We start from the raw sequence: 16,486 nt of genomic DNA, 5'->3' as shown, positions 1-16,486 counted from the left end.
TGTGCGCGGGCGCTCTGCCTCGCGGACGGGTGTGGATCAGGCGGCGACGGCCTCGACGGCGTCGTGCTCGAGCATCCCGCGCAGGCGGGTCTCGGCGACGCGCTCGGTGAGCGTCGGAAGGTAGGTCTTGATGCGGGCGCCAGCGGAGAGCTCGGCGTAGACGTCGCGCACGGTGGCGCGCACGGTCTGCTCGCCCAGGTCCTGGCTGAAACGGTTGACGAGCTGCTGCTCGACGCGCTTGGTGACGCGGCGCAGCATGATCGAGCTGGGCTCGGTGGGCAGCTGCCCGCCCAGGCCGGTGATGTCCGAGGTGGTCATGATGCTCATGTGCGAGCACCTCCTTCGTGGGGCGGGGCCCCGGTCGTGGTCGCGGAGTCCTCCGCGACGTTGGTGGGTGAGTCCCCGGCGCCTTAGGTAAACGCCAGGTGAACAACTTGTTAACCATGGTAGGCCATTCGGTGGAAAGCGCAAGTCTCGGGGTCGAGGGAGGGTGCTCTTGAGCAAGCCGAGCGGAGAGTTCTCTCACATGATCGGCAGAATCATGCGGATCATGAGGGTCAGTGTGCAGCGGCCAGGCGTACGGTGCCCTCGGCGAGCGGGCTCCTGTCGGCTCGCTGCGCGGGGTGTGACGCGACCTCGTCTCATCTCAAGGTGAACGGCAGGCCAACATCCATCGATCTGCGAGGAGTCTTTGTCATGCCGCGCGTCCGACGCCGCACCCGAGCCGAGCCCGCCGGGTGGATCCCGGACGCGGTGTGGCCGACGAGACGGTCCCCCTGGGTGACCGTCTACCTTGCGGTGTGCGTCGTCCTGGCGGCCCTGAACCTGCGGACCCTGTTCTCCTCCGCCGCCGCCATCCTGCCGGAGCTGACCGACGCCCTCGGTCTGACGGCCGGGCAGGTCACGCTGCTCTCATGGATCCCCGTGCTCCTGGTGGGACTGCTCTCGCCGCTGGGCGCCTGGCTGTTGCCGCGCCTGGGCACGTGGCCGACGCTGCTGGCCGCGCTGGTGCTCGTGAGCCTCGGCCTGGGGCTGCGAGGGCTGGACGTCGCGGGCCTGGGGCTCGCCCCGCTGTGGGCGGGCACGGTGCTGTGCGGGGCGGGCGTCGCCGTCGGCAATGTGACGCTGCCGGTCGTGGTGAAGATGGACTTCCCGCAGCGCATGGGACTGATGAGCGGCGTGTACACCATGGTGATCTGCCTCTCGGCCGCCCTCGCCGCGGCCATGACCGTGCCCGTGTACGAAGCGACCGCACACGAGTGGCACCGCACGCTGGGCTTCTGGGCCTATGTCGCGGCGGTCGCGCTGCTGCTGGTCGGGCCGGCGCTGTGGGCCGTCCGCGGTCGCGTCGGGCGCGTGCCGTCTCGCTGGGTCGTGCGGCCGCCGCGCCGCGACGAGGTCAGCGAGTCCGACGGCGGGCCCGAGCGCGCCGTCGTCGAGGCCCCCGCCCCGGCGGAACCGACGCCCAGCCCCTGGACCTCTCGTACTGCGTGGCACCTGACCGCGCTCATGGCCTGCCAGGCGGTCAGTTCGTTCGCCGTGTTCGCGTGGATGGCCCCGATCCTGCGCGACCGCGGCCTCGACGCATCGGCGGCGGGGGTGCTCGTCTTCGTCTGCATCGCCGCGCAGATGCTGGGCTCGCTCATCGTGCCCGTGCTGGCCGCGCGGCGGCCGAGCCAGTCCGGGCTGACCGTGGTGTGCGCGCTGCTCACCGGCCTCGGCTTCGTGCTGGTCATCGTCGGCCCCCTCGGCCTGTCCGCCGCGTGGGCGCTCATGCTGGGTCTCGGCCAGGGCGGGCTCACGGCCGTGGCACTCACGATGATCGGCCTGCGCTCCGCAGACGCGGCGATGGCCGGGCGGGTCTCCGCCATGATGCAGTTCCTCGGCTACGGGCTCGGTTCTTTCGGCACCCTCGCCGTGGGGCAGCTGTACGCGGCGACCGGCTCCTACGCCCCGTCCGCCGTGCTCTTCGGGGCCTCCGGGCTGGCGGCCGCCGGCTTCGGCTGGCTCGCCGGTCGCGACCGGATCGTCCACGTGCGGGAGGGGCGCCCGTGACCGGCGTCGTGGCGGCCGGTCGGGCCCGGTGGGACAATGGCGGGGATGACTGAGAAGACTTCCCGCCACGACGCCGCCCGCCGTCCCCGCCCGGCCGCGCGTTCTGCGGCCGCGACCGCCGAGCGGCCCCAGGTGATGCCCAAGGCCGAGGGGTGGACCCAGCCCATGGGCCCCGACGGCCGCCCGACCCTGCAGTTCAAGCAGCCGCGCGTGACGCAGCCGCCCACGCACCTGGCGGACCTGACGCTCGCCGAGCGGCAGGAGCGGATGAAGGAGCTGGGCCTGCCCGCGTTCCGGGCCAAGCAGCTCTCGGTGCACTACTTCGAGCACTACACGACCGACCCCGAGCAGATGACGGACCTGCCCAAGGACCGCCGCGCCGAGATCGCCGAGGCGTTCTTCCCGCCGCTGCTCACGGAGGTCCGTCGCTTCGAGACGGACAAGGGCGACACCGTGAAGTTCCTGTGGCGCCTGTTCGACGGGGCCCTCGTCGAGTCGGTGCTCATGCGCTACCCGGGGCGCATCACCCTGTGCGTCTCGAGCCAGGCCGGCTGCGGCATGAACTGCCCGTTCTGCGCGACCGGCCAGAACGGGCTGACCCGCAACATGTCCGCCGCGGAGATCGTCGAGCAGGTCGTCGTCGCCAACCAGGTGATCGCGGCCGGCGGCCTCGGCGGCACCCGCGGCGGCGGAGCACACGACGCCGAGCGCGTCACGAACATCGTGTTCATGGGCATGGGCGAACCGCTGGCGAACTACAAGCGGCTCATGCAGGCCGTGCACCGCATGGTGGACCCCTCGCCCGAGGGTCTGGGCATGTCCGCGCGCAACATCACGGTCTCGACCGTCGGACTCGTCCCGGCCATCCGCAAGCTCACGCAGGAGGCGGTGCCGGTGACGTTCGCGCTGTCCCTGCACGCCCCCGACGACGAGCTGCGCGACGAGCTGATCCCGGTGAACTCGCGGTGGAAGGTCGATGAGGCGATCGATGCGGCCTACGACTATTTCCGGCAGACCGGCCGCCGCGTGTCGATCGAGTACGCGCTCATCAAGGACATGAACGACCACATGTGGCGTGCGGACCTGCTCGCGAAGAAGCTCAACGCGCGCGGCCGGGGCTGGGTGCACGTCAACCCGATCCCGCTGAACCCGACGCCGGGATCGATCTGGACGTCCTCCGAGCCGGCCGTCATGCGCGAGTTCGTGCAGCGACTGCAGGACGCGGGCATCCCGACGAGCCTGCGCGACACCCGCGGCAAGGAGATCGACGGGGCATGTGGCCAGCTCGCCGCCGGCGAGGGCGACGAGGCCTAGCCCGGTTCCGCCCGGTCCGGCTCAGGCGCGGCGTCCGGCCAGGCGCGCGATGTGCTCGAGAGCGTACTCGTAGCCGTGCACGCCGGCGCCGGCGATCACCGCGTCGACCACGGGGGAGAGGTACGAGTGCCGCCGGAACTGCTCGCGCGCGTGCACGTTGGACAGGTGCACCTCGACCGCCGGCACGTCGACCGCGGCCAGCGCGTCGCGGATCGCCACCGACGTGTGGGTGTACCCGCCGGGGTTCAGGACGATCCCGACGGCGGCCTCGCGGGCCTCGTGGATCCAGTCGATCAGCACGCCCTCGTGGTTCGACTGCCGCACGTCCACCGTCAGCCCGTGTGAGGCGGCGCGGGCCTCGGCGAGAGCGCGCACGTCCTCGAGGGTGGCCGAGCCGTAGACCTCGGGCTCGCGCGTGCCCAGCAGGTTCAGATTCGGGCCGTTGAGGACGAAGACGGTGCCGGTCGAGGGGGCGCCGCCGGTCGAGGAATCGGGGGTGCTCATGGGCGTGAGTCTAGGGGCGCGGAGCGCGGGTGCGGGACACAGGGCGAAGGCTAAGACGCGCAGGGCGCGGGTGCGCGACGGGCGCCGCGGAATACGGCCGCCGCGTCGGCTGTTGGCCCGGGCGGAGCGTCCCTGACACGATCGGACGGCCCCGCCCGCGGCCCGGAGCAGACCCGGTGCCGGCACCCGACGAAAGGACCACACCGTGGCCACGACCGACCTGACCCTCGAGAACTTCGGCGAGACCGTCGCCGAGAACGACACCGTGCTGGTGGACTTCTGGGCCGAGTGGTGCGGCCCCTGCAAGCAGTTCGCCCCCGTCTTCGAGAAGGCCTCGGAGAAGCACGAGGACGTCGTATTCGCGAAGGTGGACACCGAGGCGCAGCAGCAGTTGGCCGGGATGGCCGGCATCACCTCGATCCCGACGCTCATGGCCTTCCGCGGCGGAGTGCTCGTGTTCTCGCAGCCCGGCGCCGTCCCCGGCCCGGCCCTCGACGACCTGCTCGGCAAGGTGAAGGAGCTGGACATCGCCGAGGTGCGCCGCATGGCCGAGGAGGCCCAGCAGCAGGAGCAGGGCAAGGACGGCGAGCAGCCGCAGGCCTGAGCCCGGTCCCTGGTCGAGGAAAGCCGCAGTTTCGCAACATCACCGCAGCGGTGCGCGTCGGCGATGTTGTAAACCTGCGGTTTTTCTCTTCGCGGGTGTCCGTTCGACGGGGCGGTGGCCGCGCGGCCCCTCAGGCGCACATCCCCCCCCTCATCCGCGCGGCCCGAACGCCCCGGCCCGGTGCTGCTGCACGAGCCACGGGCTGAACGCGGCCGGCACCGCATCGAGCGCCGCCGTCAGGTCCTCGACGCGCACCCAGTCCCACTCGGCGACTTCGTCCGGCACCGGAGCGGGGTCGCCGTCGATGCGGGCGCGGAAGACCGGGCACACCTCGTTCTCCTCGACGCCGGCCGCGTCCGCCGCCCGGTACCGGAAGTCCGGCAGCACCGGCTCGACGTCCCGCACACGCACGCCCAGCTCCTGCACGGCCCGGCGCTCGACGGCCTCGGCCGGCGACTCCCCGGGGCCGGGGTGGCCGCAGAAACCGTTGGTCCACACCCCCGGGAACGCCTTCTTGGCCAGTGCGCGGCGGGTGAGCAGGAACCGTCCGTCGGCGTCGTAGACGTGGCACGAGAACGCCAGATGCAGGGGCGTCCCGCCGTCGGCGACGTTCCCGTGCACGCTCGCCTTCGCGGTCTCGCCGACGGGGCTGCCCGCCTCGTCGAGCAGCACCACGAGCTCGGTCCCGGACTCGGCGTGGGGTGCGGCGGCGACCGGTGGTGCCGCTGACGGAGCCTCGCTCGGCGGGGTGGGCGAGGGGGTGCTGAGACGCGGGTCAGGGGTCATGCGCTCCATTGTCCCAGGCGCCCCGTCCGCGCGTGTCACGGCCGCCGCCTCGCCTGACCGGATCGGCTCAGGCGGAGCCGGTCGACGACCGTGCCGCCCGCTGTGCGGCCTCGGCCAGCAGGTTGTCGGCCATCTGGGGGAAGACGAGCGCGTGGAACGGCTTGATCGCCGACCAGTAGGCCCTGCCGACGGCGCCCGAGGGCATGAACACGGCGCTCTGCCGGTAGCGGCTGCCGCCCTCGGGGCGGTCTGCCACGCTCAGCCGCAGCCAGGCCCGCCCGCCCGCGCGCATCTCGGCGCGCAGCGTCAGGGTCTCGCCGCGCTCGATGCTCTCGACGCGCCACCAGTCGACGACGTCGCCGGCGCGCAGGTGCTCAGGGTCGCGACGGCCGCGGGAGAGGCCGGGGCCGCCGACGAGCTTGTCCATCCACCCGCGCACGCGCCACAGCAGCGGCGTCGAGTACCAGCCGGTCGTCCCGCCGATCGATTCGATCGCCGGCCACACCTCGGCGGCGGAGAGCTCCGAGTCCCGCTCGCGCTCGTCCGTGAACACCTGCTGACCTGACCAGTCGGGGTCGGAGGGCAGCGGGTCGGCCGGGTCGTGGGTGCCCATGATGTCGTTCTCGAACGTCACCTCGAGCGGGCCCTGGGCATAGAGGGCGAGAGCGTGCCGCACGGCCTCGCGGTAGGACGTCAACCCGCCCGGCGGGTCCGGTACGTGGCGGACGACGGAGTGCTCGACGGTCACCGCGTCCTCCATGAGGGACTGCGCCAGCGGCAGAGCGACCTTCGTGGGCACGGGCGTCACGAGCCCCACCCAGACGCCGGACAGGGTCATGGCGGGGATCGGCAGGGCGATGACGCGCCGTCTCGGCAGGCCCGCGACCTCGGCGTACTGCTCGAGCATCGAGGCGAACGTCTGGGGCCGGCCGCAGCCGATCTGCGCGCGGTCCTGCACGGGCGTCTCGAACGCGCACGCCTGCGTCAGGTAGTAGAGGACGTCGCGCACCGCGACCGGTTCGACCTGGTTCTTCAGCCAGGAGGGGCCGGGCATCACGGGCAGCCGTTCGGCCAGGTGGCGGATCATCTCGAAGGACGTGGAGCCTGAGCCGATGACGACGCCGGCCTCATAGGTGAAGGTCGGCACGGAGCTCTGGTCGAGACGGCGGGCCACGAGCTCGCGGGAGCGCATGTGATCGGAGAGGTCCTCGACCCGCTTGTGCCGCGGATGCAGGCCGGACAGGTACACGATCTGCCGCACGCCCGCGGACTCGGCGCTGCGGGCCACGATGTCAGCGATCTCCTGTTCCTTCTCGACGAACCCGTCGCCGAGGCCCGATCCCATCGAATGCACCAGATACAGGACGGTGTGCACCTGGTGCATCGCCGCGAGCACCTGGCCTTCGTCCGCGAGGTCGGCCTCGACGAGCTCCACGTCGCCGGCCCATGGGCGGGACTCGAGCCGCTGTGGATTGCGGGCTGTGCCCCGCACCGTGAACCCCGCCTCGAGCAGCTCGGGGATGACGCGGCCGCCGAGGTATCCACTCGCGCCGGTGACGAGCACGCGGCGGCCCTGGCCCTCGGGCAGGGGATGGCGGGGCAGCGGACGATGCACGGGGGTGGGTGTCTCGACCGGGAGGGTGGTGTCCATACGCCTCACCGTAGACGCCTCGGCGGGTGGCCGTGCAGGTCCGCCCGTCCGTCCCCGCACTGAGTGCCGGGCCCCTCTGCCGTGAGACGATGGTGGCTATGGCCTCGGACGAGAACACTGACCCGCTGCCGCGTCTGGACACCTCTGCCGTCACGACGGTCGTCGGCGCGACGAGTGCGAGCAACGGGCTGAAGTACTCCCTGCAGCAGCGCGTCGGGCGGGTCCGGTTCGAGCCGGCCGAGGACGAGGACGCATTCGGCCTGCTGCGCGCCCAGGTCGCCGGCTCCGCGCCGCGCCCGTACCAGGTGCGGGTCGTCGTGAAGCCCCGCTACGACGAGGCCTTCGGCGAAGACCCCGCCGAAGGGCCCACCTATGAGCTCGACCATGGCGAGTGCACCTGCCCGGTGGGGCAGGACTGCAAGCACGCGGCGGCCGTGTTCTTCGCCGCGGCCCAGCGGTCGCTGCGCGCCCGCACAGGCTCTGCCGAGGCCGCGCAGACCCTGTCCCCGGCGAGCCTGCTCGGTGTGCCCGAGGGTGTGGCCGGGGAGGCCGGGGAGGCCGGGGAGGGCGTCGGCGCCGCCTCGGGTCCGACGGGCGGCCCGCGCCGGGCGGCGGCGGACTGGCGTGCGGTCATGGAACCCCTCGCGGGCATCGACGCGGCCGGAGCCCGCCGAGACTCCCAGCCGGCCCTCGCGATCGGCGTCGAGATGGTCGCCGAGTCCGCGCGGTCGACGCAGCAGGGCTGGAGCCCGGCGGGCGCGGGGCCCGACCGGCTGCGCGCCGGGCGCGGGCTGTTCGTCCTGCTGCGCCCGCTACGCAGAGGATCACGCGGCGACTGGATCAAGGGTGGGCTGACCTGGCGGAAGTTCCAGTACGCCACCGGGGCCCACCGTCCCGAGCATGAGGCCGCGCTACGCCGGATCTACCGCCAGCTCATGGCCGAGGACACCTACCCCACCGACGCCTACGTGATGCTCGACGCCTACGAGTCCACGCGCATCTGGCAGCTGCTCGCGGACGCCGTCGAGGCCGGCGTCGAGCTCGTGCCGCAGGGCGCGCTCGCCGAGGTCGTGCTCGAGGCCCCGGTGCAGGTCGGTCTCGACGTGGCCGAGACGGCGGACGGCGCCCTGGCGCTCTCACCGCGGCTGCTCGACGAGGACGGGGAGCCGGCGGGGCAGGACGTCGCGCGGCTGCACCCGGTGCGGCAGATCGGGTTCTACCGGATCGACGAGGACGAGGACGGCGGGTTCGTGCTGCGCCTGGTGCCGGTGCGCCGCGCGGTTGACGCGGCCGTCCAGCACCTGTGTGAGGGGACCGAGCCGGTGCGCGTGCCCGCTGAGGACCGGGCGGAGTTCCTCGAACGGGTCTACCCGCGGCTGAAGTCCCGGATCGATGTGGCGAGCACCGACGAGTCGGTCGTGCTGCCGGAGTTCGAACCGCCGACGCTGCGTCTGCAGGCCACGTTCCACCCGGACCACGTGCTGCAGCTGGTCTGGTCGTGGTTGTACTTCGACCCGCCGCGCGAGGTGGAGATCGACGAGAAGGACGCCCTGCGGGACCTCGCCCACGAGGAGTCCGTGCTGCGGGAGGCCCTGGCGGTGTGGCCGCGGGCGGCCCGGACGGGCCGTCAGGAGCTCGACGGGGTCGCCGCGGCCCGGTTCTCCGAGCACGTGCTGCCGCGCCTGTCTCAGCTGGACCACGTGCGCGTGGACGTGCACGGCGAGCGGCCCGACTATCGCGAGCTGACCGCCGCGCCGCGCATCGAGGTGGGCACGAAGGCCGCGCAGAACGACTGGTTCGACCTCGGCGTGCAGGTCTCCGTCGACGGGCACGTGCTGCCCTTCTCCGAGCTGTTCACGGCGCTGGTGCACGGGAAGACGACGCTGATCCTGATGGACGGCTCATACCTGAGTCTGGACCACCCGGCGTTCGACCGGCTGCGCGCGCTGCTCTCCGAGGCCGCGACCCTGCAGGAGTGGACGCCGGAGCACCAGCAGGTCTCGAAGCACCAGGTCGGCTTCTGGGAGGAGCTCAAGGAGCTGGCGGACGAGGTCGACGAGGATCCGGCCTGGACCGAGGCGGTCGGCCGGCTCGCCGCGGTCGAGGCGCTGCCGGACCCGGCGCCGCCGGCCGGGCTGGCCGCGCAGCTGCGTCCCTATCAGCGGGAGGGGTACCGGTGGCTCGCGTTCCTGCACGAGCTCGGGCTCGGCGGCATCCTGGCCGACGACATGGGCCTGGGCAAGACGGTGCAGACCCTCGCCCTGCTGTGCCATGCCCGTCAGACGGATCCCGACGCGGACCCGTTCCTCGTGGTGGCCCCGTCGTCGGTGGTGACGGTGTGGGCGATGGAGGCGAAGAAGTTCGCCCCGGGCCTGGACGTGCGGGTGGTGGACACGACCTCGCGCAAGCGCGGGACGAGCGTCGAGGCGGAGGTCGCCGGCGCCGACGTCGTCGTCACCAGCTACACGCTGCTGCGCATCGACGCCGCCGAGTACCAGGGCCGGCAGTGGGCCGGGCTCGTCCTCGATGAGGCGCAGTTCATCAAGAACCGCGCGGCGAAGGTGCACCAGGTGGCCCGCGACGTGCCCGCCCCGTTCCGCCTGGCGATCACCGGCACGCCCATGGAGAACTCGCTCTCCGATCTCTGGGCGCTGCTCAACGTCGCCGTGCCGGGCCTGTTCCCCAAACACCGCCTGTTCCGTGAGCAGTACGTGAACCCGATCGAGTCCGGGGAGCACCCCGAGCGCATGGAGCAGCTGCGCCGCCGGCTGCGTCCGTTCATGCTGCGCCGCTCGAAGGAGCTGGTGGCCAAGGACCTGCCGCCGAAACAGGAACAGGTGTTGCACGTGGAGCTTGAGCCGGCCCACCGCAAACTCTACGACCGGGTGCTGCAGCGCGAGCGCCGCAAGGTGCTCGGCCTGCTCGAGGACATGGACGGCAACCGGTTCACGATCTTCAAGTCCCTCACGCTGCTGCGGATGCTCGCGCTGGCCCCGCAGATCGTCGATGACCAGTACGCGCCGGTGCCCAGCTCCAAGATGGAGCGGTTCCTCGATGACCTCACCGAGGTGATCGCCGAGGACCACCGCGTGATCGTGTTCAGCCAGTTCACGTCGTTCCTCGGGGCGCTCGGCGAGGAGCTGACGGCGATGGGCGTCGAGCACGCGTACCTCGACGGGTCCACGCGACGGCGCTCCGAGGTGATCGAGGGCTTCCGCGACGGGACCGCCCCGGTGTTCCTGATCTCCCTGAAGGCCGGCGGCTTCGGCCTGACCCTGACGGAGGCCGACTACGTGTTCCTCATGGATCCGTGGTGGAACCCCGCCGCGGAGGCGCAGGCCGTCGACCGGGCGCACCGCATCGGTCAGGAGCGGACCGTCATGGTCTACCGGATGGTGTCCGAGGGGACGATCGAGGAGAAGGTGCTGCAGATGCAGCGCCGCAAGGCCGAGCTGTTCGGCGCGCTCATGGACGAATCGGGCGACTCGGGCGCGGGAGCATTCGCGGACTCGCTGACGGCGGCCGACGTGCGGGAGCTGCTCGGGGCGGAGTGAGCTCCGGCGCGCCGGAGGCCACCGTGGGGCCCCAGGGGCCATGGCGTGGCGACCCGGCGTCAGCGGGCCGGCCCGCGCAGCACCCGGTCGGCGCCGATCACGCCGTGCAGCATGCGCGGATCGATTTCGGCGCCGGTGCGGATGATGGACAGGTGTCCGCTGGGTTCGAGGATCACGCACGCCGCCTGGGTCACGGAGCTGAGCCCGGCCCGGCGCAGGGCGGCGCGCAGGTCCGCGTAGCTGATGTGGCTGCGGCGCATCTGCCGCTGCTGTAGCTCGCCGTGCGCCACGAGCACGCGCGGGGATCCGGCGACGACCGCGCGCATCCTGACCGTGGAGACGAGGGCGCCGAATGCCGCCTCGAGCAGCACGAGCGTCAGGATGCCGATCAGCCCGCTCGCGAGCGTCGGCGGATGACCGATGATCACACGGCCGGCGACGGCGCCGATCGTGATCGCCACGACCGTGTCGAAGGTGGACAGACCCGAGAGCAGCCGCGCACCGAAAAGACGCAGCAGCAGCACCAGCGTCAGGTACACCGCCGCCGCGCAGATCACGACGACCGGGATGCGCCAGAGCTCGATGCCGAGCGTCTCAGCCAGCGCGGCGGGCCAGCCCTGCGGCGGGGTCATCGTCGGAGTCTCCTGGTTGTGGGGGTGGGCGGGGTCGGGTGGTCGTGGGGCGGACGTGGCCGTGGGCCCGGGCGTCCGAGGGCCCGGGCGTGGGCGACAGCACGAGCGCCCGAGGGTCCACGCTACTCCGGCCGGGGCGAGCCCCGGCGTCGCTGCCCGTGGGGCGTGCTGGTCCGGGTGGTGCCAGGCCGCTGCGCTGAGCGTGTGGGCGGGCGGGCCTGCTCGCGTGTGGGAAATGGCCGACGGTTTGCAACATGGCCGCAGCGATTCGCGTCGGCAATGTTGCGAAACGTCGGCATTTCTTGCGGACCGCGCGTCGCCGAGGACGGTCGCGGCCAGCGGTTGCCAGCGCGCGGTACTGGGCGTCCTGGACTGCGGTCTCGCTGTTGTGGGTCATGAGGTTCTTGGCACGAGGGCCGGGCGGAGATGAGCCGAGCGGTCCCCGTCCCGCAGGAAGGGAAGGGCGACATCCACGCCTCCGCGGAAGGAAGCCCGCTCGTGACTCACGCTCACGCACCCCTGACCCGCGCCGGCCGGCTGCGCTTGGTCCACCGCCACCTGCACGACGGCATCCCGCCGGCTTCCGTGGCAGTCGAGTTCCGCGTTGTCGAGATGCAGCGCAGATTTCACCTGACGCGCGGGGAACTCTTCGCATATCGGGCGGGATTCGGTCGGCGTGAAAACTGGGTGTCCAGGTGGGCGCCCCCGCACGCCCCAGGGCTCGCTAGAAACGTACGGGCGGCTGCGGTTCTGGCGGGTTGGTTGTGGCGAGTCATGTGGCGGGCGGACAGGGCCGGAGGTGGCGCACACGGCGCATGGCGGGGCCCCTCGCCATAAACGACCGATTCCGCCGCTAGCCCGTCTGGGCCAGTGGTCACACTCAAAGCACCCTCACCGATTGGAGAACCACCATGAGCACCACCGATTCCCGCTTCCGCCCCGACGTGATCGCCGCCCTGCGTGACGTGTACATGCATGACGAGGAAATCCGCGCCTACCTGGCCCCGACCATCGCGGCCACCGAGCCCGGCCCGATGCACGAGGACACCGCATGGATGGATCGCATTCCCGTGCAGACCTGGACGACTGCCGCGCGCCTGTGGCGGGCGGTCTGTGCGGATCAGCCGGACCCGACCGGGCGCGGGCGTGCGCGCGTGGTCGGCCACGACGTGCCGACCTGGATCATGCCCGATCTGTTCCAGCAAGGGTTCGCCTCGTTCACCGACGCGGCCTGCGGCCTGGGGTCGGTGGAGAGCGTCCGCTCTTCGGTGGTCAGTAGGCGACGGAGAAGCGTGTGCGGTGGTGGGCGGGCTTCTCGATCTCGTCGGTGATGGCGAGGGCGATGTCGTCGCCGGAGATCTCCGAGACGCCGTTCTCGTCGCGCAGGAGGATGTCACCACCGATGCGGTAGTGGCCGCGGGCGGTGCCGGGGGCGTGCTTGCCGAAGTTCTCGGCGGGGCTGATGAGGAACCAGTCGAGGCGGTCGTCGGTGTTCGCGCGGAGGTCGTCGAGGGCTCCGGCGAGTTCGAGGGATTCGGGCTTGGCGACCTCGGGGAAGCCGGGGGTGTCGACCAGGCGGGGCCCGTCTGGTGCGATCAGGAGCGAGCCGGCCCCGCCCATTACCCCGAAGCGCACGCCTCGTTCCGCGGCGAGCCCTGCCGCCGTGGACAGCAGGGCGCGGAGGCGGCCTTTGCCGGCGAGCCCGCCGTGGGTGGACAGTGCCGAGATCACGACGTCCGTGTGCTCGAATGCTGAGGCCAGGAACGCGGGGTCTTGCACGTCACCGGCCCGGTACTCGACGCCCGGGGTCTGCTTGTCGGGGATGGAGCGGCTGTACGAGACGACCTGGTGGCCACGCTTGGCGGCCTCGCGGACGATGCGGCTGCCGGCGTACCCGGTGCCGCCGAGGACATGGATGCGAGTCATGGTTTTTTCTCCTTATGGATCGAACGAGATGGATAGAGGGCCGCCGGGGGTCAGGCGGCGGGTTCCCGCCGTGGTCGGGGTGTGGCCAGGAGCAGGCCGAGGAGCGCGATGATCGCGGCGGCGAGCATGGTCACCCCGAGGGGGATGGCGGTGTGCTCGCCGGCGATGCCGACCAGGGCGGCGACGAGGCCGGCGAGGGCGAACTGCACCGCCCCGAGCAGCGCCGACCCTGCGCCGGTCGCGGCCGGGGGCACGGCGGACATGGCCAGGGCGGTCGCGTTGCCGAACACCAGCCCGAGCGGGGCGATCGCGACGAACAGGGGCACCATCAGCCACCCGGCGGGTGCGTCGGTGAGGGTGAGGATCACGATCGCGACGACCGCGGCCAGGCTGATCGTCAGGCCGGTGAGGGTCAACCCGCGCAGCGAGACGCGACCGGCAAGACGGGCCGCGACAGTGGTGGCGATCATCAGGCCGACGGCGTTGATCGCGAACGCGATCCCATAGGCGACCGCGCTCAGGCCGATCATGTCCTGGTAGACGAACGGTGAGGCGGAGATGTAGGCCATCATGATCGCCATCCCGAACGCATACGCGGCCGTGTTCCCCAGATAGGCCCGCGAGATCAGGCCCCGCCAGCCACCGCGCCGCGCCGTGCCCGCACGGGCTCTGCGGATCTCGCGGGGCAGCGATTCCCGCACGAACACGAGCACGCATGCCAGGGCGATCACGCCCAGGCCGGTGACGATCCCGAGCAGGCCCCGCCATCCGACCGGGCCGACCAGGGCACCGCCGGCGACCGGGGCGATGATCGGGGCGATCCCGCTGATGAGCATCATGATGCTCAACGCCCGTGCCGCCTCCGTGCCGCGAGCACGGTCAAGGATGATCGCCCGGCCGATCACCATCCCCGCCGCCCCGCCCAGGCCCTGGACCAGCCGGGCGGCCACGAGCAGCTCGATACTGCCTGCGAGCGTGGCGGTCACGCTCGCGGCGACGAACAGCACCGCCCCGAACACCAGCGGCACCACCCGGCCGGCGCGATCCGACCACGGCCCGAACACCAGCTGCCCGGCCCCAGCGCCGATCAGGAACGCCGTCAGCGATAGCTGCACCCCGGTCGCCGTGGTCGACAGCTCCGTCGTCATCACCGGGAACGCCGGCAGGTACAGGTCGATCCCGAACGAGGCGAGCCCCATCAGCAGCGCCAGCGTCGACAACAGCCCCGCACCGATCGCCTTGCCCGTCGCCTGGACGGGCGTGCCCGCTGCCTGTCGCCCTGTTCCCGTGTCGGTCATCCCCGCCCGACTCCTTCTAAAACTATAGTTATGAAAACAACGCTATGTTAGCATAAGCATATGCGACAAGACGAGAAGCCGGTGAGCGGGCCGGCACCAACCGGTGCGGACCCGTTGGTGCGGCTCGCGGACGCGGTGCTGCATGTGGAGCGGAAGCTGCGCGCCTACCCGTTGCAGGACCCCGCGGTCGCGCCGTTGTCACCGTTGGAGTGCCTGGTGCTGCTGCACATCGACGCCAACCCCGGCGTGGCCCCCTCGGGGCTGGCCTCGGGCCTGTCGCTGACATCGAGCAACGCGAGCACGGCGCTGCGCGGACTCATCGCCAAAGGGCAGATCGAGCGCCGCCCCGACCCGGCGGACCGCCGCGCGGCACGCCTGCATCTGACCGAGGAAGCGGCACGGTCGGTGGGGATCGTGCGGGGCATGTACCGCGATCTGCTCGGCTCGCTCGACCTGCCTGCCGAAGATGTCCTGACCACTGTGCGCACTCTCCAGGCCATCGACACCGCCCTGAGCGACCCCGCACGGAGCTGAGTTATGGAGCAAGGCGCAGGCGACTACCGTTGGAGCCTCTGGCACTCTCATTTCGAGGTGAACCCGTGCTCGTATGACCAGTCTTCATCCGCACCGAGAAGCGGGCAGCGGAACGCTGCGGCTAACACAAGGCTTCACTGGCAGTGCTGAAAGGGGCGGCGCTCTTCCAGCCGTTCGCGGTGGATACGAGGCAGTCTCGGAAGCAGGTCGGCCTGCTCGTCTTCGACTGCGTGGCGTTCCTCGTCGTCCGCGATGGCTCGGTGGTTCTCACCGTCGGGGAGCGTCAATACCCGATCGCTTTTGGTCACGCCGTGCTGATTGCCCCGCGTACGGTCTTCACCTATGAAGCGCCCTGGGTTTCGTTCCGAGGTCAGGACGCAACGGGCGCTGAATCCTGATCGTGAGTGTAGGCCGCCTCGACCTCTGCAGGAGTGCGGTAGTCGAGGGCCTCGTGGAGACGGGCGGTGTTCCACCAGTGCACCCACCCCATCGTGGCCAGCTCGACCGCCCCGACAGACTCCCACACCCGCTTGGCGTGGATGAGCTCGGCCTTGTAGAGCCCGTTCACCGTCTCGGCGAGGGCGTTGTCGTACGAGTCGCCCACGGTGCCCACCGAGGCCGTCACCCCCGCGGTGATGAGCGCGTCCGAGTACGCCAAACTGACGTACTGAGAGCCCCTATCGCTGTGGTGGATCAGGCCCTGTCGGTCACGGCTGGCTCCCGTGCTCAACAGCGCATGCTCGAGGGCCAATAGAGGCAGTCCCGCGGTGTGGAGGGTGGCCGAGACGGCCCATCCCACGATGCGGCGGGTGAACACGTCGGTGATGAACGCGACGTAGCAGAACCCCGCCACCGTGCGCACGTAGGTGATGTCAGCGACCCAGAGCTGGTTCGGTCGCTCGGCGATGAACTTGCGTTCCACCAAGTCAGGGCGGGCATCCGGCTCCCCAGCCGGCTTCGTCGTGACCGGCGTGCGGCCACGGCGGACGCCTTCCACGCCGGCGAGCTTCATCAGCCGGGCGACCTGATCCCGGCCCACGTCCCAGCCGGCACGGACCATCGCGTGGTGCATCTTCCTGACGCCGTAGACGCTGTAGTTCTCCTCGTGGATCCGCTCTATCTCCTCGAGCAGCAACACGTCACGTAGCGCTCGTGCGGAGGCCGGTCGTGTCTTCGCGGCCCGGTAGCCGCGGGAGGTGATGAACCCACAATCCGTCGCACCCAGTGTGCGGCAGATGGCCTCGACCCCGAACTGATCGCGGTTTGCGTCGATGAACGCGATCATCTCGTTGTGGGGCGGTCGAGTTCCGCTGCGAAAAAAGCCGATGCCTTGCGCAGGATCTCGTTCGCTCGACGCAGCTCGAGGTTCTCCCTGCGCAGCCGGCGCATCTCTTCTGCCTCAGCCGCGCTCAGCCCTGGGGCCTCGCCCTGATTGACGCGGTCTTGCTTCCACCAGTTGCGCAGGGTGTGGGGTGAGATCCCGCCGAGAGCCTCGCCGACGGCGGTGCAGGCGACCCATCCCGAGCACTGTTCCGTGCGGACGCGTTCTTCGATGAGCTTCAGGGCGCGGGCCTTGAACTCGGGGCTGTACTTCTGGGGCATGTTCCGATCCTCCTTGAGGAAGTAGG

Annotated in this window: 15 protein-coding genes, 1 pseudogene and 1 other annotated feature; of the genes and pseudogenes, 8 read left to right on the top strand and 8 right to left on the bottom strand. The window is 71.2% G+C overall.

Features of this window, described 5'->3' with window-relative positions; genetic code table 11:
* Positions 1-36: 36 nt before the first annotated feature.
* Positions 37-327 carry a three-helix bundle dimerization domain-containing protein gene (locus tag HDA30_RS07885; protein WP_246418724.1) on the bottom strand — a complete coding sequence of 97 codons (291 nt, stop codon included), beginning with the start codon at positions 325-327 and terminating at the stop codon, positions 37-39.
* A gap of 369 nt (positions 328-696) precedes the next feature.
* On the opposite strand from HDA30_RS07885, the gene HDA30_RS07880 reads away from it, so the two are divergent.
* Together HDA30_RS07880 and rlmN are read left to right on the top strand one after the other, a co-directional pair.
* Positions 697-2,055 (top strand): MFS transporter, encoded by a 1,359-nt coding sequence (locus tag HDA30_RS07880; RefSeq protein WP_184241666.1) that lies wholly within the window; start codon positions 697-699, stop codon positions 2,053-2,055.
* Positions 2,056-2,100: 45 nt separating this feature from the next.
* Complete coding sequence (gene rlmN, locus HDA30_RS07875; RefSeq protein ID WP_184241664.1) at positions 2,101-3,369, top strand: dual-specificity RNA methyltransferase RlmN; 1,269 nt, start codon at positions 2,101-2,103, stop codon at positions 3,367-3,369.
* A 21-nt stretch (positions 3,370-3,390) separates the two neighbouring features.
* On the opposite strand, the gene aroQ is transcribed toward rlmN, so the two are convergent.
* Positions 3,391-3,873 carry a type II 3-dehydroquinate dehydratase gene (gene aroQ / locus HDA30_RS07870; RefSeq protein WP_184241662.1) on the bottom strand — a complete coding sequence of 161 codons (483 nt, stop codon included), beginning with the start codon at positions 3,871-3,873 and terminating at the stop codon, positions 3,391-3,393.
* A gap of 205 nt (positions 3,874-4,078) precedes the next feature.
* Between aroQ and trxA the strand changes: the two genes are divergently transcribed.
* Positions 4,079-4,477 carry a thioredoxin gene (gene trxA, locus HDA30_RS07865; RefSeq protein WP_184241660.1) on the top strand — a complete coding sequence of 133 codons (399 nt, stop codon included), beginning with the start codon at positions 4,079-4,081 and terminating at the stop codon, positions 4,475-4,477.
* A gap of 150 nt (positions 4,478-4,627) precedes the next feature.
* Here trxA and idi read toward each other — a convergent pair whose 3' ends face one another.
* Both idi and HDA30_RS07855 read right to left on the bottom strand, forming a co-directional pair.
* Positions 4,628-5,263 carry an isopentenyl-diphosphate Delta-isomerase gene (idi, locus tag HDA30_RS07860; protein WP_184241657.1) on the bottom strand — a complete coding sequence of 212 codons (636 nt, stop codon included), beginning with the start codon at positions 5,261-5,263 and terminating at the stop codon, positions 4,628-4,630.
* Positions 5,264-5,330: 67 nt separating this feature from the next.
* Positions 5,331-6,914 (bottom strand): SDR family oxidoreductase, encoded by a 1,584-nt coding sequence (locus HDA30_RS07855; RefSeq protein WP_184241655.1) that lies wholly within the window; start codon positions 6,912-6,914, stop codon positions 5,331-5,333.
* Between the two features lie 98 nt (positions 6,915-7,012).
* Between HDA30_RS07855 and HDA30_RS07850 the strand changes: the two genes are divergently transcribed.
* Positions 7,013-10,468, top strand: a complete 3,456-nt coding sequence (locus HDA30_RS07850; protein WP_184241653.1) for a DEAD/DEAH box helicase — start codon at positions 7,013-7,015, stop codon at positions 10,466-10,468.
* A gap of 59 nt (positions 10,469-10,527) precedes the next feature.
* Here HDA30_RS07850 and HDA30_RS07845 read toward each other — a convergent pair whose 3' ends face one another.
* On the bottom strand, positions 10,528-11,100 hold the full coding sequence (locus HDA30_RS07845; RefSeq protein ID WP_184241651.1) for a DUF421 domain-containing protein: 573 nt from the start codon (positions 11,098-11,100) through the stop codon (positions 10,528-10,530).
* Positions 11,101-11,598: 498 nt separating this feature from the next.
* Between HDA30_RS07845 and HDA30_RS10770 the strand changes: the two are divergent.
* Together HDA30_RS10770 and HDA30_RS07840 are read left to right on the top strand one after the other, a co-directional pair.
* Positions 11,599-11,706, top strand: a pseudogene (locus HDA30_RS10770) (IS481 family transposase); the annotation flags it as partial.
* A gap of 305 nt (positions 11,707-12,011) precedes the next feature.
* Positions 12,012-12,431, top strand: a complete 420-nt coding sequence (locus HDA30_RS07840) for a hypothetical protein (protein ID WP_184241649.1) — start codon at positions 12,012-12,014, stop codon at positions 12,429-12,431.
* Here HDA30_RS07840 and HDA30_RS07835 read toward each other — a convergent pair.
* Complete coding sequence (locus HDA30_RS07835) at positions 12,373-13,026, bottom strand: NAD(P)-dependent oxidoreductase (protein WP_184241647.1); 654 nt, start codon at positions 13,024-13,026, stop codon at positions 12,373-12,375. The two genes, HDA30_RS07840 and HDA30_RS07835, sit on opposite strands and share 59 nt — an antisense overlap.
* Positions 13,027-13,076: 50 nt before the next feature.
* Positions 13,077-14,324, bottom strand: a complete 1,248-nt coding sequence (locus HDA30_RS07830; RefSeq protein ID WP_184241644.1) for a multidrug effflux MFS transporter — start codon at positions 14,322-14,324, stop codon at positions 13,077-13,079.
* A 60-nt stretch (positions 14,325-14,384) separates the two neighbouring features.
* On the opposite strand from HDA30_RS07830, the gene HDA30_RS07825 reads away from it, so the two are divergent.
* On the top strand, positions 14,385-14,858 hold the full coding sequence (locus tag HDA30_RS07825; RefSeq protein WP_184241636.1) for a MarR family winged helix-turn-helix transcriptional regulator: 474 nt from the start codon (positions 14,385-14,387) through the stop codon (positions 14,856-14,858).
* A gap of 143 nt (positions 14,859-15,001) precedes the next feature.
* Positions 15,002-15,256, top strand: coding sequence for a cupin domain-containing protein (locus HDA30_RS07820; RefSeq protein WP_184241634.1), 255 nt, complete (start codon positions 15,002-15,004; stop codon positions 15,254-15,256).
* On the opposite strand, the gene HDA30_RS07815 is transcribed toward HDA30_RS07820, so the two are convergent.
* Positions 15,229-16,460, bottom strand: a protein-coding gene (locus tag HDA30_RS07815; protein ID WP_184241632.1) for an IS3 family transposase whose coding sequence is annotated in 2 segments (ribosomal slippage) — positions 15,229-16,181 and positions 16,181-16,460 — 1,233 coding nt in all. Because the reading frame shifts where the segments join, the coding sequence is not laid out codon by codon here. The genes HDA30_RS07820 and HDA30_RS07815 overlap by 28 nt on opposite strands.
* Positions 16,049-16,182: a sequence feature (AL1L pseudoknot), on the bottom strand. It overlaps the preceding gene by 134 nt.
* Positions 16,461-16,486: the final 26 nt, after the last annotated feature.

The organism is Micrococcus cohnii (assembly GCF_014205175.1).
Lineage (GTDB): Bacteria > Actinomycetota > Actinomycetes > Actinomycetales > Micrococcaceae > Micrococcus > Micrococcus cohnii.
The sequence above is the reverse complement of the archived record's forward strand: the minus strand, read 5'-3'. Positions and strand labels throughout refer to the sequence as shown.